We start from the raw sequence: 25,777 nt of genomic DNA on the forward strand, positions 1-25,777 counted from the left end.
ATGCTTTTTCGCATTTTTTCTCCGGAGTGCGAAAAATGCTTTTTCGCAATTGCAAAAATGAAATTTTTGCACTCCGGATAGGTGAGCCTGTCGAAACGAGCTTCACTTGGAATCAATTTTTTGACGGGCATAAGCAATCAGCCCGCCCGCGTCAATCAGTTCGCGAATGAAATCCGGATAAGGGGCTGCTGAAAAGACTTTGTTTTTGGTAATGTTTTCGATTTTGCCGGAAGTAAGATCAATCTCCAGCACATCGCCGCTTTCAGTTCCTTCAACCGCGTCAGGACACTCCAACAGGGGGAGGGCGATATTGATGGCGTTGCGGAAAAAAATCCGGGCAAAACTTTTCGCTATAATGCAGGAAACCCCCGCCCCTCTGATGGACCACGGGGCCTGTTCCCGGGATGATCCGCAGCCAAAATTGGTGGTTGCCATTAAAACATCACCGGTCCTGACTTTTTTCACAAACCCGTCGTCCAAATTTTCCAGACAATGCGCGCCCAGTTCTTCAGGGGTGGGCAGATTGGCATATTTCGCGGGAATGATGACATCCGTGTCAATATTCGCGCCGTATTTATGTACGGTTCCTCTGATCATCTCACCACCTCCTCAGGATTTATAATCTCTCCGGCCACTGCACTGGCAGCCGCGACCGCGGGGCTTGCCAGATAGACTTCTGCCTCGGGGCTGCCCATCCGGCCGACAAAATTACGGTTAGTGGTGGAAATGCACCGTTCCCCCGCAGCCAGAACGCCCGTATGTCCGCCAACACACGGACCGCAGGTGGGTGTACTCACAGCAGCTCCGGCTTCAATAAATGTCTCAATGAATCCTTCTCGCAGCGCCGCGAGATAAACTTCCTGAGAGCCAGGGATAATAATGCACCTAAGCGACGGATGAACTTGTCGTCCCTTTAATACCTGAGCTGCTTCGGCCATGTCTTTTAACCTGCCGTTGGTGCAGCTCCCGATCACAGCCTGATCAATCTTAACTCCCGCGGTCTGACTGACCGGAACAGTGTTTTCTGGCGAATGAGGGCAGGACACCTGGGGTTCCATTTCAGAAAGATCATATGTGATCACTTGCGCATATTCCGCGTCCGGGTCCGAAGCATAGACCTCAAAGGGCCGTCTGGCTCTGGCGTTCACATATTCCAAGGTCTTCTCATCCACAGCGAAAACACCGGCTTTGGCTCCGGCTTCAATGGCCATGTTGGCCATGGTGAAACGGTCGTCCATGGTTAGCTGGTCAATAACTGATCCAGTAAATTCCATGACCGAATAGAGCGCACCGTCCACGCCGATCTGACCAATGGTATGAAGAATCAGGTCTTTTCCGCCAATCCACGGGCCTGGCTGACCTGAATACACAAATTTGATGGTAGGGGGAACTTTCAGCCAGATTTCGCCGGTCGCCATTGCCACGGCAATATCCGTGGATCCCATGCCAGTGGAGAATGCACCCACGGCCCCATATGTGCAGGTATGCGAATCCGCACCCACCACCACATCTCCGGGAAGCACAAGCCCCTTTTCCGGTAAAATTACATGCTCGATGCCGCTTTTCTGGCCGCATTCAAAATAAATAATTTGCTGTTCCCGGGCAAACTCCCGCAAATTCTTGTTGACCTCGGCCGAAGCAATATCTTTGGTCGGTACAAAATGATCTGGAACCAGTGCCACCTTGTTCGGATCAAAGACATTTTTCGCGCCCAGTTCCTTAAACTGGCGGATCGCGATGCTGGCTGTCAGATCATGCGCCATGACCAGATCAACATTCACATTGATAAACTGGCCCGGGCTGACTTCTATGAGACCGGCCCGAGCGGCCAGTATTTTTTCCACAAGGGTCATTTTTTATCCTCCGTTATCATTATCAGGGAGAGAAACCCGGTTTTTTCAAAAAACCGGGTTTCTTTAGGACACTTTTCACTTTTCACTTTTCACTTCTCAGATGTAAACATGGCCTTCCATAATGCGGCGGGCCGTGCGATAAATTTCAGCGGCTTTCAATTTGAAAGCCCCCTCTTCAAACTCTCCGCCAATTTTCATGGGGAGCAGCCCGGAAAAATGACCGATCACAAAATCCGCATCTTTGTCTTGTTTCTCAGACGCGCATTCATGGGCAATGGTTCCGGGAATGCAGGCGGCCGCGCCCGTGGCAATTGCACCTGTGACCGGATAAGCTTTGTGCATCATACCGGCAGCATACACTTTTGCCACGATATTAAGGTCCTGTGCGGGAACAGTTTTTCCTGAGACAAAATTTTTATAGTCCAGCGGCGGAGACACCACCGCCAGCATGGGCAGCAGGGGACTTCGTCCGGCCAGATTCGTCAGTTCTGCCACCCTGAGACGGATGGCTTCCATCTTGCCAATAAGCGACTTATCGCTGTCAATATCCTGAGGCATTTCTGTGCCGCTGAGTCCCAGATCAGCTCCTCGAACAAACGCCACCACTGTGGACGTATCCACAATGGAGACCTCAACCGACCCCACACCTTCGACTGCTATGGAATCCACCATATTTCCCGTGGGCAGCAGCGCACCGGTAATCAGCCCTGCTGTATCGGAAAAATCAATGGAAATACGAGAACCGGTTCCGGGTACGCCGTCCATGTTATAGTCGCCTTCATACACAGCCTTGCCCTGTTTTACTTCCACCTGTGCGCCCAGATAGCGTCCCACGGTCGGACACCAGATTCTCACAGTGGTATGCGGTTCATTTCCCCTGACCAGACCCTCATCAATGGCAAACGGTGCCACAGCCGCGGACAGATTGCCGCAGAGGGTGTTGTAATCAACAGTCGGCGCGGTGATGCCCACCTGCCCGAAGATATAATCCACATCCGCGTCCGGGCGGCTGGGCGGGCCGATGATGATCGCCTTGGAAGTCAGAATATCCGCTCCTCCCAGACCGTCTATCTGTCGTTTGTCAGGACTGCCCATGACACGCAGGATTGTTGCGGTACGCTCCTCCAAATCCCGGGGCAGTTCGTTTTCATGAAAGAAAACCCCCTTGCTGGTACCGCCCCGCATGATGACACATTTCAATTTTTTCATGAATATCCTCTTTTGAAACTGGAAATTTGGAATTTAGGATTTGAAACTTGAAATCCGCATGACCGGTGAATTCTCATGTATGCACATGCATCTGTTCCGAGTTTCCAGTTTCCAGTTTTCTGATTATAACGGATTTAGGGGAGGCTGGGAAAGCCCCGTGGGGGCGGCATATTTGTAGCATCCGTTTATCATGCCGGGCCGGGAAAGCCCCGTGGGGGCGGCATGTTTGCAGCATCCGTTTATCATGCCGGGCTGGGAAAGCCCCGTAGGGGCGGCATGTTTGCATGCTACAAATATACCGCCCCTACGGGGCTTGGCGGAGGGGCCTGCAAACCTGCTGCTACAAACATGCCGCCCCTACGGGGCTTGGTCGGCATCCCCTAAATCCGTTATAATCAGCCGGTTTTATTTGTAGAAACTTTGTTCCAGCTCACGCATTTCTTCGAGTCCGATGAATTTGTTGAACTCCTCGAAAGTGATCATTCTGTCCAGGAAACCTTCTGTGGTGCCGTTATTTTTGATCTCAGTCATCAGGTCTGTGACGGCCCGGGCAATGGCATAAGTGACAGCCACCGGGAACACTACCACGTTATATCCGATTTCCTCCAGTGTTTTGGCAGGTAAGAGCGGACTTTTTCCCCCTTCCAAATCATTCGCCAGTGTGGGCGCGTTGACTTCCTGGTTAATGCGGCGCATTTCTTCCATGGTGGTCGGGGCTTCGATAAAGATCATATCCGCGCCGGTCTCCCGGTAAAGATTCGCCCGCTCAATGGCCTCATCCAGTCCGTAAACAGCCAGCGCGTCCGTCCTCGCCATGATGACGAAATCCTCGTCCGTCCTCGCGTCCAGGGCAGCCTTGAGTTTTCCCACCATTTCCTCACGGTCCACCACCTGTTTGCCTTCCATGTGACCGCAGCGTTTGGGAAAAAGCTGATCCTCGATAAACATCCCGGCAGCCCCGATCTTTTCAATTTTTTTAACCGTGCGCTGAACATTCAGCACGCCGCCGTGTCCGGTATCGCCGTCTGCAAAAAGCGGAATATCCACCGCGTCCGCCATGCGCTCCATGTAATCCACCATTTCGGTCATAGATAACAAAGAACCGTCCGGTCTGCCCAGCAACGCGGCCGTGCTTGCGTATCCGCCAATGGTCACTGCCTTAAATCCCACACTTTCAATAATCTTTGCCGACAGCACATCATGCGCGCCAGGCATCACCAAAATCTCATCATCCAGAATGTATTTTTTTAACAGGGTTGTTTTTTTCATTGTGTCTGCTCTCCTGATTTAAAATATGTTTGCTGTTAGTGAACTCAATGGGCAAAAAAAATTAGCCGCCGAATTCGTCCAGACGCCTCGGATTAAGAAACACAGCCAGAAAACGGGCGGGTCTGCCGTCCAGACTTCGGCCCTGATGCGGCCGGTCTGACTCAAAATAAAGGCAGTCGCCAGCCTCGACAATATGGGACTGGCCATCATAAATAAATTCTTTTCGCCCTTCCAGCATGAAAACCAGTTCCTGCCCTTCATGCATCAGCGGTCCTTTGGATACTTCAGAATCCAGGGTGACAATGTAAGCGTCCATCAGCCGGTCCGGCTTTTTATAAGTGACCGATTCATAGGAATACCCGCTGGCCGCCCCCGGATGAAGAATGGAACGCCGTTCCCCCGCGCGAACAATGGTCAGCTTGGATTTTTCTTTCCCATCTTCCTCCGTGTTCCAGAAAGACTGGACATTTTCCCCCAGTGCGTATGCAATTTTGGTTAATGTGCTGATGGTGGGAATTTTTTCATGGTTTTCGATTTGTGACAGATAACTTTTGGACAGACCCGTTACCTCAGCCAGCTTTTCCAGGGTCCAGTTTTGCTCCAGCCGCAGTGATCTGATCCGTTTGGCAATGGTCTCCTCCACTTTTCTGCTTTCGCGTTCCAAATCATTCATGGGCGGCTTTGTACACTCTCAGCAAACAAATGTCAAGTTTTTCTTTTTTTGTCAGCCAGCATAAAACCGTAAAACCGTAAAAATCCGGAGTGCAAAAATAAAGCGAAGCGATTTTTTGTATAAAACCGTAAAATTCGGAAATCCGGAGTGCAAAAATAAAGCGAAGCGATTTTTTGCATAAAACCGTAAAAATCCGGAGTGCAAAAATAAAGCGAAGCGATTTTTTGCACAAAAACCGTAAAAATCCGGAGTGCAAAAATAGAGCGAAGCGCTTTTTTGCATAAATCCGGAGTGCAAAAATAAAGCGAAGCGATTTTTTGCACAAAAACCGTAAAAATCCGGAGTGCAAAAATAGAGCGAAGCGCTTTTTTGCATAAATCCGGAGTGCAAAAATAGAGCGAAGCGCTTTTTTGCATAAAAACCGTAAAAATCCGGAGTGCAAAAATAAAGCGAAGCGATTTTTTGCACAAAAACCGTAAAAATCCGGAGTGCAAAAATAGAGCGAAGCGCTTTTTTGCACAAAAACCGTAAAAATCCGGAGTGCAAAAATAGAGCGAAGCGCTTTTTTGCATAAATCCGGAGTGCAAAAATAAAGCGAAGCGATTTTTTGCACAAAACCGTAAAATCCGGAAATCCGGAAATCCGGAGTGCAAAAATAAAGCGAAACGCTTTTTTGCATAAAACCGGAGTGCGAAAATAGAGCGAAACGCTTTTTTTACACCGGATATTTAAAAATGCAAAAAACCGCTTCGCTCTATTTTTGCACTCCGGAAAAGATTTTCGATCTAATTTTTTTAATAACAAGTAGTTATATAGATAACCCGAACCACTGACCTCCAACCCACTGAAAAAAAACTTGACAGGCATAGCGAAATACAGATATTGTCATTTTCAATAAATTCTGGAGCAGAAAATGAAACAAATCATAATTCACATTCATAAAAATTTTACAATAAAAGGCTGGTGGTGGCAGACCCAAATGAAAAGGTATGCCAGCGGTACCATATCAGCCTGATTTTATAATAAATTCAGATAAACAAAAAAGACCGTGGGCAGCCATCAAGCGCCGCGGTCTTTTTTTATTTTGTGTGTTTCAGAATTAAAAAAGGTCGCGGAAAACCCCGCGGCCTTTTTTTTATGCTCTGAACCCAGTGGAAACAGCCATGATCGGAATGATCACCTCCGGCCATAAAAAGATACTGTCACCTAACGCTTAACACTTAACACCTAACACCTAACACCTAATAACACTTAACACCTAACACCTGTTTTAAAGAAAGGAAGCACATCATGCTTATTAATCAGTTCCCGGACAAAGCTCTTTTTTGCCAATTGGCCGAGGAAAAAAATGTAATTCCGGTTTGTCGGGAAATTTTGGCAGATACAGAAACGCCGGTATCGCTTCTGAAGAAAATCAGCAAAAACAGCGATAATGTTTTTCTGCTGGAAAGTGTCGAAGGGGGAGAACGATGGGGACGTTACAGCTTTATGAGCGGTTCGGCCCATTGTCATATTCGTGTCTATTCACAGGTTGTGGAAGTTCAGGAGAACGGCGCTGTGAGAGAAATTCCGCACAACGGAGACCCGCTTACTGTTTTAAGGGAGCTGATGCGCCAGTATCAGCCGGCCCAGGTTCCGGGGCTTCCGCGGTTCTGGGGCGGAATGGTGGGATATCTGACGTATGAAATGGTTTCTTTTTTTGAACCTGTCCCGAATCTTCTCCCAGAAAACAAAGCGCTTGCACATTTTATTATTCCTGATGAGCTGCTTGTTTTTGATAATATCCGTCATACATTACTGTGTATTGCCATTTCATTTTTGGACAGAGAGGAGAATGCGGAGCAGGCTTATGACTCAGCAGACACCCGCGTCAGGTCTCTGTTGGAACAAATGGAACTGAGTGTGCCTGACACAAAGCCATGTTCGGAAAAAACAGCGTTCATGCTGAAACCGCTCTGGGAGGAGGACAAATACCGATCTATGGTAAAGCAGGTAAAGGCGTATATCCGGGCTGGTGATATTATTCAGTCTGTGATTTCTCAGCCTTTTATTTGCAAGCCCGCGCCTGATCTCTGGACGCTTTACCGGGCACAGCGGTTTATCAATCCCTCGCCTTATCTGTTTTTTCTCCACCTCAATGACATGGCGCTTGTGGGGTCTTCTCCGGAGACCATGGTGCGCCTGGAAAATGGAATCGCTTCTCTTCGCCCCATTGCCGGTACCCGGCCCAGAGGAAAGACCGAGCAGGAAGACAGAATGCTTGCGGATGAGCTGCTTCAGGATGAAAAAGAACGGGCAGAACATCTTATGTTGGTGGACTTGGGGCGGAATGACCTGGGGCGGGTGGCGGAAACCGGAACGGTTCAGGTAACAGACTTAATGGTTGTGGAGCGATATTCTCATGTGATGCATCTGGTATCAAACATCTGTAGCGACCTGAAACCGGAATATGACGCGTGGGATCTGCTCAAAGCGACTTTTCCCGCAGGCACGTTATCCGGAGCGCCCAAAGTCAGAGCCATGGAAATTATCGCTGAAATGGAAAAAGAACCCAGAGGGCCTTACGGAGGGGCAGTGGGCTATATCTCGTTCAGTGGAAATATGGACATGGCTATCACCATCCGCACAGCCTCCGTTGAAAACGGAGAACTCAGACTTCAGGCAGGTGCCGGCATTGTCGCGGATTCTGACCCGGAACGGGAACGCGTGGAAACCGTCAACAAAGCAATGGCTATACAAAAAGCATTACAGATAATTGATAATTGATAATTGATAATTGATGATTGATGATTGATAATTATTCGTTCTCAATTCTCAATTATATTAGGGGGGGGATAATAAAATGATTCTAATGATTGATAATTACGATTCATTCACTTATAATCTGGTTCAATATTTGGAGGAACTTGGCAGTGAGGTCAGGGTGTTCCGAAATGATGCGATATCTGTGTCGGAAATTGAAAGCCTTAATCCTTCGGGGATTGTTATTTCTCCGGGGCCTGGCCGTCCGCAATCCGCGGGAATATCACTTTCTGTGGTAAAACATTTTTCAGGAAAAATCCCCATACTTGGTGTGTGCCTCGGTCATCAGACCATCGGAGAGGCTTTCGGAGGGGAAATCGTTTCCGCCAAACAACTTATGCACGGAAAAACCTCTGAAATACACGCTGACGGGAAGGCAATATACCAGGGAATCCGCAAGCCGTTTCAGGCTATGCGTTATCATTCGCTTGCCATATCAAGAGAAAGCCTTCCGGAGTGCTTTGAAATCACCGCATCCTCCGAGGATGACGAAATCATGGGAATCCGCCACCGGGAACATCCCACAGAAGGCATTCAGTTTCACCCGGAGTCCATTATGACACCTGTTGGTAAAAGACTTTTAAGAAATTTTGTGAACCATTCGGAAAATTGAGATTTGAGATTTAAGAGAGGATAATTATATGTTTCGGGAGAATCTTAGTAAAATCGTTAAGAGAATTGACCTGAGCGAAGAGGAAATGTCTCAGATGATCAGTGAAATTTTTTCAGGAAATATCACGGATGCTCAGATCGGGGCCATGATGGGGGCGCTTGCCACCAAAGGCGAGACGTTTGAGGAACTGGCCGGAGCGGCAAAGGCCATGCGTCGGAAAGCACGGCGTATTCAAACTTCAGCGTCCACGGTGATGGATACCTGCGGAACTGGCGGAGACGGCGCTCAGACGTTTAACATTTCCACGACTACGGCCTTTGTTGTTGCTGCCTGCGGTGTCACAGTTGCCAAACATGGAAATCGCTCCATATCAAGTCAGTGCGGCAGTGCGGACCTTCTTGAGATTCTGGGCGTGAAACTGGACAGTGACCCGGAAATTGTGGAAGAGGCGGTTGAAGACATCGGTATTGGTTTTCTGTTTGCGCCGCTTTATCACAGTGCCATGCGATATGCGGCCAATGCCAGAAAAGAGGTGGGACTTCGTTCCATCTTCAACATGCTGGGGCCGCTGACAAATCCGGCTGCTGCAAATTGTCAGCTTCTTGGTGTGTATGCGCCTGAACTCACGGAGATGTTTGCCCAGGCCCTTCGTCTTCTCGGCACAAAACGGGCCTTTGTGGTTCACGGGCATGACGGACTGGATGAGATTTCCGTGTGTGCGCCCACCCGTGTATCTGAACTCAATGACGGCATTATTCGCACTTATGATATCCATCCTGAACAGTTTTTCGGAGAACAGGCCGAACCTGAAGACCTTGTGGGCGGAACACCGCAGGAGAATGCGGAAATAACAAAAAAAATTCTTGCCGGAGAAAAAGGGCCTAAGCGAAACGTGGTTGTGCTGAACGCCTCAGCCGCACTTGTCGCGGCAGGAAAGGCAGAAGATTTCCGGGAGGGCATCCGTATTGCTGAGGCATCCCTTGATGACGGAACCGCATCCGAAAAACTGGCGTCACTTATTCGTTTTATGCAGGAGAATGGATAATGACAGACTTTTTAAGCAAGATTGTTGAACAAAAAAAACAGGAAATTGCCGCGGCTCAGAAACGTCTCCCTGAAACTCAGGTCCGGGAACAGGCGTTTATCCCTCGAAAACGACGTGGTTTTTTAAAAAATATGGAACGGCCCGGAACAAATATCATTGCTGAAATCAAACGTGCGTCTCCGTCCAAAGGCGTTATTTGCCCGGATCTGAATCCCGCGAGGTATGCGTCACAATATGAGCAGGGCGGGGCTGCTGCTTTGTCTGTGCTGACGGACACGCCTTATTTCCAGGGAAGTTTTGAGGATTTCAAAGCTGCACGGGAAGCCGCGGGGCTGCCCATGATTCGGAAGGATTTTCTTATTTCTTCGTATCAGATTTATGAGTCTTCGGTTCTGGAGGCGGATGCTGTTCTTCTTATCGTCCGGATTCTGTCAGCAGAACAGCTGCGGGATTATCTGAGTCTTTGTGCCGAACTTGAGCTGGACGCGCTGGTTGAAGTGCATTCAGAGGAAGATATCGAGGCCGCGTCCCGGGCAGGTGCGAAACTCATCGGGATCAACAATCGGAATCTGAGTTCTTTTGAAACCAATATTGAGACAGCAATAAACATGGTCTCGCTTCTCGAACCGGGTCAGATTCCGGTTGCGGAGAGCGGCATCCGAGGGCCGGAGGATGTTCAAAAATTACGACAAGCAGGGATTCGGAATTTTCTTATCGGGGAAAGTCTTGTGCGGGCTTCGGATCCCCGGGCGTTTCTTAAATCACTTATACTCGATGATCATGTTTTCTGACCCGGTTCGGACAAAAAAGCCTGCCATTCTGCTCGGCGTGAGTTCGGATTTCAGCCAGCTCAGTCGGGTCGTCGGACGGAATGAGAAAAAAATTTGAACTCTGAGTTGCAGATTCTTTGTCTTTCCGGCCGAGGCAGGAAAATAGTTTGACAATCGGAAGATAAAAAGTTAGATATGAAAAAGTCCGGGTGTCGGTTTTGCCGGCAATCTGATTATCAGAAAAAAAAATTTCATTTTCTGAAGATTGAAATTTGTAACTGTCTTATTTTAAACAATATGTTAATTCCGGGTGCGTTTTTTCGAAAAAAGTTAGTTTATTCTGAGTTAAAACAAGGTCTTGACAGGTTTTTAGCAGTAAACAGGGTGAAAAGCCGAAATGACACTTACGAGCCTTAACAAAAAAAGTGACAGACATTATCTCTCTGATAATAAAACAAATTCGATTGGCATTCAAAATCGGAACTGTCAGTTTTTGAAATTTCCGAGGGGGTCAGGACAGACACCCGGAATCTTTATGTGATGGAACCCGAAAACCGAGAAGCTCTGCCCGCAGAGTTTTGGTCAGGACAGACACCCGGAATCTTTATGTGATGGAACACAAATAAAAATCTCTCCTGAAATATCCTTTCTTGTCAGGACAGACACCCGGAATCTTTATGTGATGGAACTAACTGCCATTTCCGTAACCGCATCACTCTTGACGTCAGGACAGACACCCGGAATCTTTATGTGATGGAACTTTTTACCACTCCCCCCATCTCTCTCCACTCACGTCAGGACAGACACCCGGAATCTTTATGTGATGGAACCCCTATCACAGCGGAGCGAACATCTACTTCTCCGCTGTCAGGACAGACACCCGGAATCTTTATGTGATGGAACTGGACGACTAATTTAGCCTTTTTGGCCATCTGAGTCAGGACAGACACCCGGAATCTTTATGTGATGGAACTTTCATATGCCGTCCGAAAACCAACTAGAGAACCGTGTCAGGACAGACACCCGGAATCTTTATGTGATGGAACGATCAACCAAGGTCGATCAGATTTTCCGGTGACGTCAGGACAGACACCCGGAATCTTTATGTGATGGAACACTGAGCCTTCGGGTCTGCTGTAATAGCACCACCGTCGGTCAGGACAGACACCCGGAATCTTTATGTGATGGAACAGCCAGGGATGGCGTTGCAGAGAATGTAGCCACAGTCAGGACAGACACCCGGAATCTTTATGTGATGGAACTTCTTAACACTCTCTTAATGACAACAGGGGTTGTTGTCAGGACAGACACCCGGAATCTTTATGTGATGGAACACTGCTTTGGCGACATCCATTTGTCCAACGTAAAACAGTCAGGACAGACACCCGGAATCTTTATGTGATGGAACCTCCAGAGCAAGAGTAGTTTGGAATAAACCAGTCTGTCAGGACAGACACCCGGAATCTTTATGTGATGGAACCATACAATTCCACAGTGACGTGATCGGTTTCTGTCAGGACAGACACCCGGAATCTTTATGTGATGGAACTATCTCTTCTTTTTATTGTTAGCCCTGAATCTAAGTCAGGACAGACACCCGGAATCTTTATGTGATGGAACAAACTTCAACCGTACCGCTAACCTCATTTCCGTCAGGACAGACACCCGGAATCTTTATGTGATGGAACTCTACCGCGGGGCTCATCCCTGCCATAACCTGTGTCAGGACAGACACCCGGAATCTTTATGTGATGGAACCGCCATCAGCATCGCTAAAGCTTTTCTCATTGTCAGGACAGACACCCGGAATCTTTATGTGATGGAACAATTGACCCGCGCAGAAGGGCGGCAAACTCAGTCAGGACAGACACCCGGAATCTTTATGTGATGGAACGTGATTTTGGCCGTCCATCAAAACATGGTGTCAGGACAGACACCCGGAATCTTTATGTGATGATGGGGCGAGAGGCGAGGGGCGGGAGGCGGGAGGTGGGAGGCGAGAGGTGTCAGATGCGGAGAGCCATCCCCGACCTCTGACCCCTTGCCATTCGCCCTTTGCCCCTCGCCATTCGCCCTTTGCCCCTTGCCATTCGCCCTTTGCCCCTCGCCCCTCAGGGCAGACACCCGGAATCTTTATGTGATGATGGGGCGAGAGGCGAGGGGCGGGAGGCGGGAGGCGGGAGGCGAGAGGTGTCAGATGCGGAGAGCCATCCCCGACCTCTGACCCCTTGCCATTCGCCCTTTGCCCCTCGCCATTCGCCCTTTGCCCCTTGCCATTCGCCCTTTGCCCCTCGCCCCTCAGGGCAGACACCCGGAATCTTTATGTGATGATGGGGCGAGAGGCGAGGGGCGGGAGGCGGGAGGCGGGAGGCGAGAGGTGTCAGATGCGGAGAGCCATCCCCGACCTCTGACCCCCTTGCCATTCGCCCTTTGCCCCTCGCCCCTCAGGACAGACACCCGGAATCTTATGCGATGGAACCCATCAAACCAGGGTTGCTCCACAAACCGACCAAGCCCTGTAAGGGCGGCATATTTGTAGCAGCTCGAAATAAATAACATACCCTACGTTTCCACACATTTCCACATTTCCGGGTATTCTATTTTTGGGGAAATCCCTAATTGCCGGAACAGCAATTGCCAGCGATGCCGTTCCGGTCACACATAATACAAAAAAATCATTAGAATTAATGGGTTATCAGCAGAAGACCGGGATTGATATTTTTTCCTGATTCACCAGAAACAAGGCCGCATTTCTGAAAAAAAAAGGCAGGCCTAAGGCCTGCCTTTGTCTGATTAAATGAAAAAGGAAAAACAATTCAATTATATACGTCAAATCCCTGCCGGTCAATCCGGGATATTTTCTTCTCATTCCTGAGCAGCTCTCTGAATTTATCAAACGAAATATCCTGCGCCTCGCTGAAAACCTCTGTCATGGTCTCAATCCCGGCCTCTGACTTCTCTTTTAACCCGGGATTTTGCATTCTGTCTGCAAGCGAAATCCATTCCTGAATTTTTTTATCACTCTCTTCCGACTGACAGATGATGTCATCTAAGAACACATTGCATTTTTCAAGAGATAACATCACCTCCTCATATGCGGTTTCCGACATGCGCTTTGCTTTCAGATACGCGTGATATTCATTTGCCAGAATCTCCTTATTCACCTCCTGAGTCACCCGCTGTTTCTGATCAAATTCGTCGCTGACAGTCTGAAGGAGGCGGTCATAAGACCCTTTGGGCTGCATCCATTTTGAGATTATGGGAGACGTTTCTATCACCATGAACAAAAGACTTATGATCAGCATCATAACCCCCAGATCATTTTGTTTTACCAGCTCTTTCAAAGCAGTGTGACGAGCTAAAAACCCCTGCGATGAAAGCTCTGTAACCTGAATAATCTGTGTGTTTCTGAGCCGTTCCAGCTTCGATATTTCAGCTTCGATATTGCTTCTGAACACTTGCCATTCATCTTCAATTTTCTGCTGACGCTGCTGTTTGAGGCCGTCCTTCCGGGCAATTTCATCTTCCAGAACAGCAATTCTCTCATAATTTGTCTCTATAATTTCGGCCCGTTCATTTTCGGTTTTCCTGAGTGCCTCCTGATGACAGTTGTTTCTGTCCTTCTTTTTTTCTGCAATTTCCCTTTCCAACTGAGCAATTTTCCTGTTGTTAAAATTCCTGAGCGACTCCCATTCATTCTCAGCCGTCTTAAAAGCCTCATAAGTTCTTTTACATTCCGGCCCGTCCCCCTCGATCATTGTCCCTGCAAGTCCCGCACACTCCCGGAGATGGAATTCGTGCAGCTTCTGTTTGTAAGCATCTTTTTGGGCAATCTCCGATTTCAGCCTTTTTATCTTTGCCTTATTTGTTTTACTTGTTTCCCGCCACTCATTTTCCAAAATTTCACAACTGCCCTGCACAAGAAGATTCCGGCCTGCAACCTCCCCTTTTAACTGAGCAGCCCGGGCATTGTTCGTGTCTCTGAGAGCCAGCCACTCTGCCTCAGCTTCCCTCTGAAGTTCAAGCTTTGCAAGCCGCCTGTCTTCCGCGTCTTTTTTCAGCAGAGCAATTTTTTTGTCATACATGCTGTGAATCCGGGCTTTTTTTTCTTGAAATTTGTCATTCAGGCGCTCGGTGATCTCACCTTCGAACAGCTTCAGCTTGAGGGGTTCGGATATGGTCAGTCCGATAATGATCGCCAGGATGATTCGGGGCAATCCTGCGTTCAATTTTTGCCAAAAGTTGCCGTCCTTGCAGAATGTCAGAATGAAATATTTGTCCAGATTAAAAATGATCAATGCCCATATCAGCCCGAAAATAATTGCCGCCCACACGCTTTTGAAAATCGCAAAAAGCGCATATCCTCCGGAACAGAATGCCAGCACCGCGGTTCCCAGCACGATGCCGCCGATACTTGCCTGCCTGATACGTTCCTGTTCGGGACAAAGAGCGACAAGTCCCTTAACCGTGCCTGAACAATAAGTGAGGAAAGAATTAATCATGCTTTGCTCCTTTGATTTTTTCCTTAAAGGAAGGTTCGGGATGTTGCAAAGGCGGTGATGAAGTATGATTCATCACCCCTTTGCGGATTCAGCCATGTGAATTTGGCCTTCTTATGACTGTATGGTCGGAGGGGAGGGGGAAAATCTGACTCAGGTTTCGTAACTTTTTATTTTTTCCTTCACAATATTCTGGAAATCCTCCATAATATATTCCAGCCAGTCGAAATATTTTTCCTGCTCCCTTTCAATCTTCCGTTGGTAAACCTCTGCCATGCTCGGCATCTCCTTGTAATTTTCGATCAGCTGGTATCGCTTCCGCATGAGGCTGAAGAATTCCTGCTCCCTCTGAAACATGGTCTCCTGCAACAGACTCACCTTGTCAGTGACAAAGCTGTAGAACTGCTCCCGATAGTTGACCTTGATGACCCTGAGCCACGTCTGGTATCTTTCTTCGATGGCCTCCAGCTTGAAACGGACTGACATCTTCAGAAGATTGTGGTCAAACTCCAGTTCGGTTTTCACCTTTTTTATCTTTCCGTCATTGATGACCCTCTGAAGCTCGCTGGGACGGAACCGGGCGAGGATGCCGACTCTTTTTTCAAAATAACCCCTGACCCGCTCACTGATTTCCTCCTGATTTTGCTGAAGCACCTCTCTGAACTCACGCTGCTTGGTCACATGGGTGGTCTCTCTTTCCAATGGAATTGTTCTCTGATATGTCATGGGATAAGCCTCCTTAGTTGTTGAAACTTGAAACTTGAAACTGGAAACTGGATATGACTCCCAAGTTTCAAGTTTCGAGTTTTAAGTTTCAAGTTTCAAGTTTCGAGTTTCAAGTTTCGAGTTTCAAGTTTCAAGTTTCAAGTTTCGAGTTTCAAGTTTCAAGTTTCAAGTTTCGAGTTTTAAGTTTCAAGTTTCGAGTTTCGAGTTTCAAGTTTCGAGTTTCAAGTTTCAAGTTTCGAGTTTCAAGTTTCAAGTTTCAAGTTTCAAGTTTCGAGTTTTAAGTTTCAAGTTTCAAGTTTCGAGTTTCAAGTTTCAAGTTTCAAGTTTCGAGTTTCAAGTTTCAAGTTTCAAGTTTCAAGTTTCAAGTTTCAAGTTTCGAGTTTCAAGTTTCAAGTTTCGAGTTTCAAGTTTCAAGTTTCAAGTTTCAAGTTTCAAGTTTCAAGTTTCAAGTTTCAAGTTTCAAGTTTCAAGTTTCAAAAATAGCGAACCATTTCATTTATAATTTCTTTGGCGAATTTCTTCAGACTGTTGTCGTTCTCATCCGCCTCCTGCCACGCTGACCAGGCGGCATAATAAGCTTTGCGCCCTTTTTTGTTCAGAAAGCATCCGTCTTTTTTGCCGGTGGTGAAATCCTTCGGGCTCACGTTTTTGCCAAGCAACTGAAACACAAACCAGTCTGTTTTGGGACGCAGCGGTTCAAGCACATCAAGCATCAGGCTTTCCCTTCCGTTTTGCGAAATATGAAGAAATCCCGCGGCCGGATCAAGCCCTGTATCCTGTATCGCACGGCTCACCTCGCCCCCTGCAATGGTATAACTCAGAGACAACAGCGCATTGACCGGGTCTTTCGGAGGTCGGCGATTACGCCCTTTGAATTTCCATTCTCCGGGAATGAGCGTGCTGATCATTTTAAAGTAATGCGATGCTGCCGAACCTTCGTATCCCATAAGGCTGTTGCGGTTATCCGCCTTTTGGATATCCGCACGGTATTTTCGGACAGGTTCTGATACATCTGAATTGTCCGACAGTTTTTCCAACACCGATTCCTGTCCTTTGAGTTTCAATGAAAGGAGCCAACGGGAAATTGCAAGCACGGTTTTTTCCTCATGGATAGCCTTGTGCTGGGCTGTTCTTTTTTCCACAGACATGGACAGACCGGAACCCACATAAGCGGCAGACCCTTTGCCACGAAGCGGCAGCAATGTGACCGGAATGTTTTTTTCTGCCAATGCCCGCCATACCCCGCAGGAAACCATGGGATTGCCTTTGACAATGAGTCTTGAAATCATGTTTATCGGAATTCTTTGCAATTGGCATCCCGGACGGTCAACACGGACGGTATCGCTGTCCAGAGTCACCACCATATCTTTTTGGTCGAGTATCACTGTTAATTCGGACATGTTCTTATCCTTTCCTTAATTTCAGCAAATCAGAAAAGTTCGCAGTTCACAGAAAAGTTCGTAGTTCCGCCTTTAGGCAGTCTGTTATCTGACTGATATCCCCCTGTTTCTGACAGAGCCGCCTAAAGGCGGAACTACGAACTTTTTCGGATTAACCAGAAGTTTTCGCTCTGCTGAATTTGATGATCTTAAAAATCTGTTTGAACCAGCTTGCCTGCTTATTTTTCTGTATTTTTCTGGCCGCCTCGAACTGAACAACCGGAAAATCAGTCAGGGGATTCGGGCCGGTCGCCCATACCTCCCTGGGATGAGAGACCGGATATGCCCTGAGATCATCTTCCTTAACCGCCATGACAGATACAAGCTCGTCAAGAAGCTGATTCACCCATGAGGCAGTGCCTTTGACAAAAAACACTGATTTCTGAGCTGAAATCCCCTGTTTTTTGAGAAGCCTGTGAACCTTTCCCAGCCGACGGGGATTTGCAATGTCATAAACCACCATGTACCAGCCTTTTCGTTCCATTATCCGATATGCCTCACTTTGCTGCTGATGTCACCGTTTCCGAGTCCTCTGTGAAGAACCTTGCGGTAAGGTTGCAGCCAGACCATCAGCAGACTGTCCGTTTTTTCGTTCAGATGTTCGGCAATCTGAAGATAAAGCTCCTCGGCCTCTCGCAAGGTCAGCCTGCACTCATGAACTGACTTCTGCCCTCCCACCCGCCAGGATTTCATTATCCTGAAGACCCTGCCCCTGGCCTTGTTGTCGCTGATGTCATAGGCGACAATGACAGATTTTTTCATATCTTCCTCCCTCCGATTTTCGGAAGTTTTCTGCCCAGGAACCGGACTTTGGGACTGCACGGCACAACCCTTGTTTTTTCAGGATGCAGGCTTAACCCCAGGCGGTTCAGAACTTTCCCTGTATAATCATGTGCCTGTCTTGCCTCTTTCTCCGATTTTGCAAAAATCAGGAAATCATCCACATACCGCACAAAAGGGTAATTTTTTGCCGACATTTCATTGTCAAAGGAAGTGAGATAAATATTACAGAGAAACGGAGACAGCACTGCCCCCTGGGGAATCCCCTTCGCAGCCGACAGAAAACCTCTTCTCACCGCCCCGACATCAAGCCATCGTTGTATCAGACCGATCAGCTCTTTGTCGGAAATCAGGTTTTGTAATATTCTGATAAGCGGTTTATGAGGAATGTTGTCGAAATAGCTTTTTATGTCGGCATCCACCAGCCACGTAAGGCCGCAGAACACATATTCCCTGACTTTGGCATTTGCCATTTCAAGATTGCGCCCCGGTCTTGACCCGTAGCTGTCATGATGGAAGAAGCGTTCTCCGATAGATTCGATCACACTCAGCACCGCCCTCTGAGCCACCTTGTCCCGCAAAGTGTTGGCGGAAATAATCCGCTTGCTTCCGTCTCCCTTGTTCACCGGAAAAAAACGCACGGGATTAGGGATGTAAGTGCCGGTTCTGAGTTCATCAGACAGCCTGAGCAGATGATAACCGAGATTCCTTTCCATCTCCTGGCGGGACAGACCCGGCTCCCATATTGCCTTGTCCCTGCGGAAACGCTTCCATGCTCCGTTGATGACTTGGGGTGATGCGGCTTTTTCAAGTAACTGACTCATGACACCTCCTTATGATAATTGATAATTGATGTATCTCTGTTTTTCAAAAGGAGTGCGGAAATGGAGCCGCTAGGCGGAATTTTCGCATTTAAGTTCGCCATCATTCCGGGGAAAATCAGAAGATGAGTATCTTTCGATTTTAACCCGGAATCCGCTGTCTGCAAAAACTTTTCGATCTATTGACATTCTTTTCTTAGGCGAAATTTTCGCATTTCAGCACTATGCGAAAATTCCGCCTAGCGGCTCCATTTCCGCACTCCTTTTTTTATATTGTTAACTGTTCGATATGATAAAGAATAAGATCAAAAGGACAAATATAAGGGCATACACTCCGATTTCCATCAGCCATTTGCCAATCCTGACAATAATCCCCAGTAGTGCCAATGCCAGAATTAGTCCTATTAATTCGAGCATCTCTCCCTCCTTCCTGCATGATCAAAAGAATCCTCGTTCCCACGCTTCGCGTGGGAACGAGATCGGTGAGGGTTTATTTCAGTTTCTCCGAAAGCCACTGATGAACGGCTTCTTCAAATTCCCTCAGTTTCAATTTTGCAGGGACGGTATTCTGCCTCAGCATTGCCATGAGAGCCGGATAATGTTTTTCGTAAATCAGATAGTTCCGAATGCGGGGCGAATGGGAAATGTAATCTGTAAATCTCCACTTGCGGACGTCTGTGAATGTGTCCCTGAATGTCATGGAATCTTTGGTGATAACTTCAATTCCGTCATGGGTTCGGATGATGTGAAGGTTCAGCAGAGAAACCAACACGATAAGCATGACTGTAAATAAGACTGTTGTTTTTCGCATAACCTCCTCCTTGTGTGATTTTAATTATCTTGTCGCTCTTCTGATTAAAAAACGGACAGGACATGATATTTTTTTTAAAAAAAGAGGAGGCTGCAAATCTTTTATGTCTCCTCTTTTTTTTGAAAGATTGTCAGCTCCTTTCTTTTCTGTATGCGGAGTGAATGGTGATCATCATAAGGATGATCGGAATGATGACCAGATTGGGACGGGCAATTTCCAACGCCCCGAATCTCTGTATCTGCCAGACCGACACCAGCCAGCCCAAAGACAGGGATATGAGGGGATCGGTAAAAGCGATGATGGAAAGCCAGCCATTCACTCCGACACCTGTGTTCTTTTTGTTTCCATATTGATAAAGGGCAGCCCCGAGCGCCTCGGTAAAATAAGCAATCGCAGTGCCGAACGCGCCGACACCGATAAATATGACGAGAAAGGAGGGCTGAACTGACCTGAATGCGGAAATGACAGATTCAGGCTGTTTTATGTAACTGTGGAACAGGAATATTCCCCAGGGAACGGCTGTCAGAAGATGGATAAGTCCCTGCTGAAGAGAAAGGGTCAGAATTTTGCCGGCAAGGGTGAGTTCAGATGTTTTGCTGATAACGGAGATAATGTCAAAATAAAGGGCAAGGAAGGTTGCCGATGTCAGGGCAAAAAAGAAAGGAAGAAAAACGCCGATGTTCAGAGGAATATCTCCCTGCATGGCAAAAACAGTCACGAGCGCTCCGACAAGAATCGGAAGGCTCAGAAATATTTCCCCGGAGCGTATTCTCTCTGATTCTTTTCCGAAAAAGAATGTTTTGACGAACCTGATGGCAAAGCTGCCCACATAAACCAGGGCCACGGAAAAGACACAGGCAAATGTCACATATTCGGATCCTCCGCATCGGATGATTTTGTAATCAAACCATCGGCATGTGGTGAGACATAGGGCGGCGATGACCAGCAGGATCCGCTGTTTTTTAAACTGATACCATATTGTCTGTCTTTCCTTTCGGGAGGTATTGAAAAACGAGATGATGATAATCATACAGACAAAGCAGGGAATCGCACCGGCTGTGCGGAAAAGAATCAGCCATGCCATAACGGCTGCCGGAATATTGTCCAGAACGTCTTTGGGTATCATGCCATAAAAAACAGGAAACATCCCCCATATGAACGCGGCAAAAAACATAAGAGACAGACCAATGTTCGTGTAAAAGCTGTTGTCAGACCTTTGATAATCTTTCATGATATTCTCCTTTTGAGTTAAATTTGCCGCTTTGCCGGTATCAGATCACGCTTGACTTTTTTTCGAATTTTTTTTATCTTTGAAAAACAGATGCCCTCTGTGAAAAATACCGGCACACCGACGGTTTTTGTTTCTGAGAGGGTTACAGAGGAGCCGCCCCCACGGCTCCTCTCCCCCTTATTTTTCTAACCTTGTTTTGTCCTCCCCTTTCCTGTATGTTTATGTTGTCGGTTGATAATTGGAAAATATGACGAAGCTTGCGTTTTTTTCCAAATCACTCTCTTTGTCCGCTTTTGATCAGATAGTCGCTGTTCAGTTTGAAAATCTGACGGAATATTATTTTTTATTTCAGGATCACCTTTCCGGTGTGTCTGTCTGTATCGTCGCCCGATAATCGAAAAAGATGACCGGCTTTGTCATTTTTTTTTCAAACAACTTTTGTTCTCCGGTTTTGGTGAGATAGTCGCTGTTCAGATGAAAAATCTGACCGGACTGTGATTTTTTTGAGCGGAACTGTCTCGTTTGATTTGGTTTTGTCAATTTGGTGAAATATGAATAACTGCATTATAATAAAAATAATTGTTATCTGAAAAGAGATTCAGAAGATAAGAAAAGCGTTTGACAATCGGAAAGTAAAAAGTTAGATATAAAAAATCCGGGTGTCGGTTTTGCCGGCAATCTGATTGTCAGAAAAAAAATTTTCATTTTCTGAAGAGTGAAATTTGTAACTGTCTTATTTTTAAAGATATGTTAAATCCGGGTGCGTTTTTTCGAAAAAAGTTAGTTTATTTTGAGTTAAAACAATGTCTTGGCATGTTTTTAGCAGTAAACAGGGTGAAAAGCCGAAATGACAGTTACGAGCCTTAACAAAAAAAATGGCAGGTATTATCTCTCTGATAATAAAACAAATCCGATTGACATTCAAAATCGGAACTGTCAGTTTTTGAAATTTCCGAGGGGGTCAGGACAGACACCCGGAATCTTTATGTGATGGAACCTCTCCGGATAATTCTATCTCTTCTGTCCGATAGAGTCAGGACAGACACCCGGAATCTTTATGTGATGGAACTCTTTTATGAAGACATAATCTCCTCTATTCCAAGTCAGGACAGACACCCGGAATCTTTATGTGATGGAACCCTGAGGCCCTTTCCGGAAGATAAAGGTTGAAATTGTCAGGACAGACACCCGGAATCTTTATGTGATGGAACCCGAAACAGAAACAGAGAAGTTAAGCTGCTTCGTCAGGACAGACACCCGGAATCTTTATGTGATGGAACTATTTATTTGCTCTACTAAATACCAGAAACCCAGTCAGGACAGACACCCGGAATCTTTATGTGATGGAACCTTTTTAGGCTCTCTCATGTTGTGCTTAGGGTGTCAGGACAGACACCCGGAATCTTTATGTGATGGAACCCTGAGGAGCAGAAATGCTATCCCCTTGAATGTCCGTCAGGACAGACACCCGGAATCTTTATGTGATGGAACATTCTCTCCTCCATTTTTTGTTGTGCCAGTTTAGTGTCAGGACAGACACCCGGAATCTTTATGTGATGGAACGACCTGCATCCACTACTGATAATTCTTTTCTCCTTTGTCAGGACAGACACCCGGAATCTTTATGTGATGGAACCATCATCCAGTCCGGTATGGCAGGAGTTGTTGTCAGGACAGACACCCGGAATCTTTATGTGATGGAACATAAATCTCATCTGCCCCTTCTGGCAGATAAAATGTAGTCAGGACAGACACCCGGAATCTTTATGTGATGGAACTCCGTCAGCCTGAGGTAACCAGCTTGAGCCTGAGGTGTCAGGACAGACACCCGGAATCTTTATGTGATGGAACTCCCAGCGAGGATTTGAAGGGCTATGAATTCATGTCAGGACAGACACCCGGAATCTTTATGTGATGGAACGCAGTAAATCGGAGTTGTCCCGACCTTCATCCCCAGTCAGGACAGACACCCGGAATCTTTATGTGATGGAACTAAATTCGGTCCCGTCGGCGAGGGTGGTCGATATTTGTCAGGACAGACACCCGGAATCTTTATGTGATGGAACTAAATTCGGTCCCGTCGGCGAGGGTGGTCGATATTTGTCAGGACAGACACCCGGAATCTTTATGTGATGGAACCTTAACGTACCCTTCTTCCCCTTCCAGAGCATAAAGTCAGGACAGACACCCGGAATCTTTATGTGATGGAACTCCCCTTTTCAATTATCAGGGTGTCCAGATTATCAACATCGTCAGGACAGACACCCGGAATCTTTATGTGATGGAACCCCCGGCGTCTCGGTTGCCAGCCGAGACCCGTCAGGACAGACACCCGGAATCTTTATGTGATGGAACCCCTAGACCATCTAATACAGGAATTTTTACAAGTCAGGGCAGACACCCGGAATCTTTATGTGATGATGGGGCGAGAGGCGAGGGGCGGGAGGCGGGAGGCGGGAGGCGAGAGGTGTCAGATGCGGAGAGCCATCCCCGACCTCTGACCCCTTGCCATTCGCCCTTTGCCCCTCGCCCCTCAGGGCAGACACCCGGAATCTTTATGTGATGATGGGGCGAGAGGCGAGGGGCGGGAGGCGGGAGGCGGGAGGCGAGAGGTGTCAGATGCGGAGAGCCATCCCCGACCTCTGACCCCTTGCCATTCGCCCTTTGCCCCTCGCCCCTCAGGGCAGACACCCGGAATCTTTATGTGATGGAATTCAATCTCTCTTTCCTCAATTCCAAATGGAACGTCAGGACAGACACCCGGAATCTTTATGTGATGGAATCAGAATTCCCTAATTGCTCTGGGGTTATCTGGGTCAGGACAGACACCCGGAATCTTTATGTGATGGAACTCTGCCCCTTCAGGGACAGAACAAGGTATTGTCAGGACAGACACCCGGAATCTTTATGTGATGGAACTCTATTCGAGGCAATGGGGCGGGACTCCCCAAAGTCAGGACAGACACCCGGAATCTTTATGTGATGGAACCCCATTCAATCCTTATATTTAAAACAATTCCACTGTCAGGACAGACACCCGGAATCTTTATGTGATAGAACCTTCTCGTAAGAAGGATCAACAACTTCTAAGTAAGTTGCAAAAAGTCTTTTCACAATATATTAATCATTTAATATCAGATGGTTAGTATGAGGCTATCTGATGATACTCCGGTTATTCTTAATCACGGTGCGGATCGTCCGGAAGAAATACGCAGAATACGGGGCACAGATCGGACATTCCTTCCTCCTGTCAGACAGTTACAAAAACATTTTGACAAAAGGAAATATATATGATATCTTCCGGTTAAAAAAAGAGGAGGTGAATGATGAGAGCTTTTTTTAAACTCGGCAGTGAAGATAAATCGGCTTTGGAATCCGTGCTCACCGCGGGAAACGAGGTCGGACAATTCCGTCGCGCCCAGGCTCTGCTCTGGCTTGATGAAGGAATGTCCGTTCAGGATGTCGCACATCTTTCGCGTGTTTCCCGCCGGACAATTTATAACTGGGTAAACAGGTTCCGTGCTGGTAAGGATATTTCTCCGCTCCGGCGGATCGGAGATGTTCAGCGTAGCGGTCGTCCCTGTACGGCATTGGGAATTGTCGATCCGCTTATTGACAGAATTATTGATAAGGATCCGCGTGACTTCGGCTACCGCTCCTCTGTATGGACATCGGATCTGCTTGTCCGATATCTTTCAGACACATACGGTATCGGAGTTTCGAAACGCAGCGTAAGCTACGCGCTGAAACGCCTCGGCATCCGCTGGAAAGTTCCTCGCTATGATCTGATCCGTCGTTCGCCGACCTGGCGGCAGGCAAAAGGGGGCTCCTCCGAGGATTGTCAGATCGGAAGCGCACCGTGATTCTCATGCTTGATGAGACTATCATTACGGAGAATCCTCCGCTTCGCGGGTGCTACGGACGAAGGGGAGAGCAGGTCAGAGTCCCGATATCAGGCAATCATGACAGGCGCGTTATTCACGGAGTCATTAATATCCGCAGCGGCGATGTTTTATTACTGATTACGGACATCTGGGATGAATATACACACCGGTGCTTCCTGAAGATGATCCGTTCGCACTGGCGTGGCTGGAATATCATTCTCTTCGAGGATCGGGGAACGCCGCATACTGCGGATGACAGTCTCGGACTGGCCGGCGAACTGAAAATTGAAATCAGGCTTCTGCCCACGGCAACTCCGGAACTGAATGCCATGGATCATCTGTGGAAAAGTGTCAAAGGACGTGCCTTGGCAAACCGTCCCACGGAGAACATCGACACCTCCGCGGATGAAGCTTGTCGGTACATTCTCGGAATGTCCCGTCATCAGAGACTGAAGGCGGCCGGAGTATTATCGGACGACTTCTGGCTGACCGGCTGAGGAAAAAAACTGTCAGACATATGTTCAACATATTGATATTAAACAGTTAGGATTATGTTTCTCCGGGCAGGTATTTCCATGCGGACAACTCGGAATTTTAACATTTATAATTAGCCGCATTCCCATTCAGACTGACTCAGTATTGAATTACCGGTTCATCCCTACTCGGAGAAATCAGGCAATCTTTCCTGAATATCAATGAAAAACATATCTGACAGGATCACAGATGCCCGGAAATTGCTTTCAGATGCGCCTTTACCGTTTGTCAAAGAACTTTTTGCAACTTACTTAGTTTGTCAGGACAGACACCCGGAATCTTTATGTGATGATGGGGCGAGAGGCGAGGGGCGGGAGGCGGGAGGCGGGAGGCGAGAGGTGTCAGATGCGGAGAGCCATCCCCGACCTCTGACCCCTTGCCATTCGCCCTTTGCCCCTCGCCCCTCAGGGCAGACAACCGGAACCTTTGTGCCATCTACATGGATTAGGGATAAGCAAGGATTTCCGGCCCCCCCGTCGCACATCATCCGTGCTTATCACTAATCCATGCAGATATTGTCCGAACTCGGGGATAAAAAAAGGATTTCTGTCTCAGGACAGACGCCTGGAACCCTTTTGCCATCCGCATGGATTAGGGATAAGCAAAGATTACCGGCCCCCCGTCGCACATCATCCGTGCTTATCACTAATTCATGCAGATATATTGTCCGAACTTAGGGATATAAAAAAAGGATTTCTGTTCTTTTGCCAGAGTCCCGGAGGGACATCTGAAAATAGCCCGGCAATTTACTGCCGGGCATAACGACCTGATTTTTATTTTATTGCTTATTCAGAAGGACACTATTATTTTTTTGCTTT

At 47.4% G+C, this 25,777-nt stretch carries 25 protein-coding genes and 3 CRISPR repeat arrays; of the genes, 9 read left to right on the top strand and 16 right to left on the bottom strand.

Features of this window, described 5'->3' with window-relative positions; genetic code table 11:
- Positions 1 to 102 precede the first annotated feature (102 nt).
- The 3 genes from dnm_RS19725 to dnm_RS19735 all read right to left on the bottom strand — a co-directional run bounded on the left by dnm_RS19725 (position 103) and on the right by dnm_RS19735 (position 3,062).
- A complete protein-coding gene (locus dnm_RS19725; protein ID WP_207678618.1) occupies positions 103 to 597 on the bottom strand; it encodes a 3-isopropylmalate dehydratase small subunit in 495 nt (164 codons plus the stop codon).
- Positions 594 to 1,853, bottom strand: coding sequence for a 3-isopropylmalate dehydratase large subunit (gene leuC / locus dnm_RS19730; protein WP_207678619.1), 1,260 nt, complete (start codon positions 1,851 to 1,853; stop codon positions 594 to 596). Before leuC ends, dnm_RS19725 begins: the two co-directional genes overlap by 4 nt.
- Before the next feature lie 96 nt (positions 1,854 to 1,949).
- Positions 1,950 to 3,062, bottom strand: coding sequence for a 2-methylaconitate cis-trans isomerase PrpF family protein (locus dnm_RS19735; protein WP_207678620.1), 1,113 nt, complete (start codon positions 3,060 to 3,062; stop codon positions 1,950 to 1,952).
- A gap of 222 nt (positions 3,063 to 3,284) precedes the next feature.
- Here dnm_RS19735 and dnm_RS19740 point away from each other — a divergent pair, with 222 nt between their 5' ends.
- Entirely contained in the window at positions 3,285 to 3,446 is a 162-nt protein-coding gene (locus dnm_RS19740) for a hypothetical protein (RefSeq protein WP_207678621.1), read from the top strand.
- 21 nt (positions 3,447 to 3,467) lie between these two features.
- Here dnm_RS19740 and dnm_RS19745 read toward each other — a convergent pair whose 3' ends face one another.
- The 3 genes from dnm_RS19745 to dnm_RS19755 form a co-directional block, all read right to left on the bottom strand.
- Positions 3,468 to 4,331 (bottom strand): isocitrate lyase/PEP mutase family protein, encoded by an 864-nt coding sequence (locus dnm_RS19745; RefSeq protein WP_207678622.1) that lies wholly within the window; start codon positions 4,329 to 4,331, stop codon positions 3,468 to 3,470.
- 61 nt (positions 4,332 to 4,392) lie between these two features.
- Positions 4,393 to 5,004 (bottom strand): type II toxin-antitoxin system RelB family anti-toxin, encoded by a 612-nt coding sequence (gene relB / locus dnm_RS19750; protein WP_207678623.1) that lies wholly within the window; start codon positions 5,002 to 5,004, stop codon positions 4,393 to 4,395.
- 32 nt (positions 5,005 to 5,036) lie between these two features.
- Entirely contained in the window at positions 5,037 to 5,576 is a 540-nt protein-coding gene (locus tag dnm_RS19755) for a hypothetical protein (protein ID WP_207678624.1), read from the bottom strand.
- 718 nt (positions 5,577 to 6,294) lie between these two features.
- On the opposite strand from dnm_RS19755, the gene dnm_RS19760 reads away from it, so the two are divergent.
- The 4 genes from dnm_RS19760 (at position 6,295) to trpC (ending at position 10,255) form a co-directional block, all read left to right on the top strand.
- Positions 6,295 to 7,770, top strand: a complete 1,476-nt coding sequence (locus dnm_RS19760) for an anthranilate synthase component I family protein (protein WP_207678625.1) — start codon at positions 6,295 to 6,297, stop codon at positions 7,768 to 7,770.
- A gap of 76 nt (positions 7,771 to 7,846) precedes the next feature.
- Positions 7,847 to 8,419, top strand: coding sequence for an anthranilate synthase component II (locus dnm_RS19765; RefSeq protein WP_207678626.1), 573 nt, complete (start codon positions 7,847 to 7,849; stop codon positions 8,417 to 8,419).
- A gap of 28 nt (positions 8,420 to 8,447) precedes the next feature.
- Positions 8,448 to 9,464: an anthranilate phosphoribosyltransferase gene (trpD, locus tag dnm_RS19770; RefSeq protein WP_207678627.1), complete on the top strand. Its 1,017-nt coding sequence runs from the start codon at positions 8,448 to 8,450 to the stop codon at positions 9,462 to 9,464.
- Complete coding sequence (gene trpC / locus dnm_RS19775; protein ID WP_207678628.1) at positions 9,464 to 10,255, top strand: indole-3-glycerol phosphate synthase TrpC; 792 nt, start codon at positions 9,464 to 9,466, stop codon at positions 10,253 to 10,255. The genes trpD and trpC overlap by 1 nt, the downstream gene beginning before the upstream one ends.
- Positions 10,256 to 10,744: 489 nt before the next feature.
- Positions 10,745 to 12,194: direct repeats of the CRISPR family, unit length 37 nt; unit sequence GTCAGGACAGACACCCGGAATCTTTATGTGATGGAAC.
- A 151-nt stretch (positions 12,195 to 12,345) separates the two neighbouring features.
- Here trpC and dnm_RS19780 read toward each other — a convergent pair.
- The 3 genes from dnm_RS19780 to dnm_RS19790 form a co-directional block, all read right to left on the bottom strand.
- Positions 12,346 to 12,657 (bottom strand): hypothetical protein, encoded by a 312-nt coding sequence (locus dnm_RS19780; RefSeq protein WP_207678629.1) that lies wholly within the window; start codon positions 12,655 to 12,657, stop codon positions 12,346 to 12,348.
- 393 nt (positions 12,658 to 13,050) lie between these two features.
- A complete protein-coding gene (locus dnm_RS19785) occupies positions 13,051 to 14,736 on the bottom strand; it encodes a DUF4407 domain-containing protein (RefSeq protein WP_207678630.1) in 1,686 nt (561 codons plus the stop codon).
- 150 nt (positions 14,737 to 14,886) lie between these two features.
- Complete coding sequence (locus dnm_RS19790; protein WP_207678631.1) at positions 14,887 to 15,459, bottom strand: hypothetical protein; 573 nt, start codon at positions 15,457 to 15,459, stop codon at positions 14,887 to 14,889.
- A 53-nt stretch (positions 15,460 to 15,512) separates the two neighbouring features.
- Between dnm_RS19790 and dnm_RS19795 the strand changes: the two genes are divergently transcribed.
- Positions 15,513 to 15,740 (top strand): hypothetical protein, encoded by a 228-nt coding sequence (locus dnm_RS19795; protein ID WP_207678632.1) that lies wholly within the window; start codon positions 15,513 to 15,515, stop codon positions 15,738 to 15,740.
- Positions 15,741 to 15,932: 192 nt separating this feature from the next.
- Here dnm_RS19795 and cas1 read toward each other — a convergent pair whose 3' ends face one another.
- The 7 genes from cas1 to dnm_RS19830 all read right to left on the bottom strand — a co-directional run bounded on the left by cas1 (position 15,933) and on the right by dnm_RS19830 (position 20,541).
- Positions 15,933 to 16,859, bottom strand: coding sequence for a CRISPR-associated endonuclease Cas1 (gene cas1, locus dnm_RS19800; protein ID WP_207678633.1), 927 nt, complete (start codon positions 16,857 to 16,859; stop codon positions 15,933 to 15,935).
- 151 nt (positions 16,860 to 17,010) lie between these two features.
- Positions 17,011 to 17,382, bottom strand: coding sequence for a CRISPR-associated endonuclease Cas2 (gene cas2 / locus dnm_RS19805; RefSeq protein ID WP_207678634.1), 372 nt, complete (start codon positions 17,380 to 17,382; stop codon positions 17,011 to 17,013).
- Complete coding sequence (locus dnm_RS19810) at positions 17,382 to 17,660, bottom strand: CRISPR-associated endonuclease Cas2 (RefSeq protein ID WP_207678635.1); 279 nt, start codon at positions 17,658 to 17,660, stop codon at positions 17,382 to 17,384. Before dnm_RS19810 ends, cas2 begins: the two co-directional genes overlap by 1 nt.
- The gene (locus dnm_RS19815) at positions 17,657 to 18,502 is read right to left on the bottom strand and encodes a reverse transcriptase domain-containing protein (RefSeq protein ID WP_207678636.1); all 846 of its coding nucleotides are present in this window, start codon (positions 18,500 to 18,502) and stop codon (positions 17,657 to 17,659) included. The genes dnm_RS19810 and dnm_RS19815 overlap by 4 nt, the downstream gene beginning before the upstream one ends.
- 273 nt (positions 18,503 to 18,775) lie before the next feature.
- Positions 18,776 to 18,916 (bottom strand): hypothetical protein, encoded by a 141-nt coding sequence (locus tag dnm_RS19820; RefSeq protein WP_207678637.1) that lies wholly within the window; start codon positions 18,914 to 18,916, stop codon positions 18,776 to 18,778.
- Positions 18,917 to 18,989: 73 nt separating this feature from the next.
- On the bottom strand, positions 18,990 to 19,310 hold the full coding sequence (locus dnm_RS19825) for a hypothetical protein (RefSeq protein WP_207678638.1): 321 nt from the start codon (positions 19,308 to 19,310) through the stop codon (positions 18,990 to 18,992).
- A 130-nt stretch (positions 19,311 to 19,440) separates the two neighbouring features.
- Positions 19,441 to 20,541, bottom strand: coding sequence for a hypothetical protein (locus dnm_RS19830; RefSeq protein WP_207678639.1), 1,101 nt, complete (start codon positions 20,539 to 20,541; stop codon positions 19,441 to 19,443).
- A 960-nt stretch (positions 20,542 to 21,501) separates the two neighbouring features.
- Positions 21,502 to 22,966: direct repeats of the CRISPR family, unit length 37 nt; unit sequence GTCAGGACAGACACCCGGAATCTTTATGTGATGGAAC.
- 252 nt (positions 22,967 to 23,218) lie between these two features.
- Positions 23,219 to 23,601: direct repeats of the CRISPR family, unit length 37 nt; unit sequence GTCAGGACAGACACCCGGAATCTTTATGTGATGGAAC.
- 263 nt (positions 23,602 to 23,864) lie between these two features.
- Between dnm_RS19830 and dnm_RS19835 the strand changes: the two genes are divergently transcribed.
- From dnm_RS19835 to dnm_RS19845, 3 genes are all read left to right on the top strand, one after another.
- Positions 23,865 to 24,404 (top strand): helix-turn-helix domain-containing protein, encoded by a 540-nt coding sequence (locus tag dnm_RS19835; RefSeq protein ID WP_207678640.1) that lies wholly within the window; start codon positions 23,865 to 23,867, stop codon positions 24,402 to 24,404.
- Positions 24,380 to 24,922 carry a transposase gene (locus dnm_RS19840; RefSeq protein ID WP_207678641.1) on the top strand — a complete coding sequence of 181 codons (543 nt, stop codon included), beginning with the start codon at positions 24,380 to 24,382 and terminating at the stop codon, positions 24,920 to 24,922. Before dnm_RS19835 ends, dnm_RS19840 begins: the two co-directional genes overlap by 25 nt.
- Before the next feature lie 198 nt (positions 24,923 to 25,120).
- Positions 25,121 to 25,462 (top strand): hypothetical protein, encoded by a 342-nt coding sequence (locus dnm_RS19845; protein WP_207678642.1) that lies wholly within the window; start codon positions 25,121 to 25,123, stop codon positions 25,460 to 25,462.
- The last annotated feature ends 315 nt before the right edge of the window (positions 25,463 to 25,777 follow it).

Origin of the sequence: Desulfonema magnum (genome assembly GCF_017377395.1) — a bacterium.
GTDB lineage: Bacteria > Desulfobacterota > Desulfobacteria > Desulfobacterales > 4be13 > Desulfonema_C > Desulfonema_C magnum.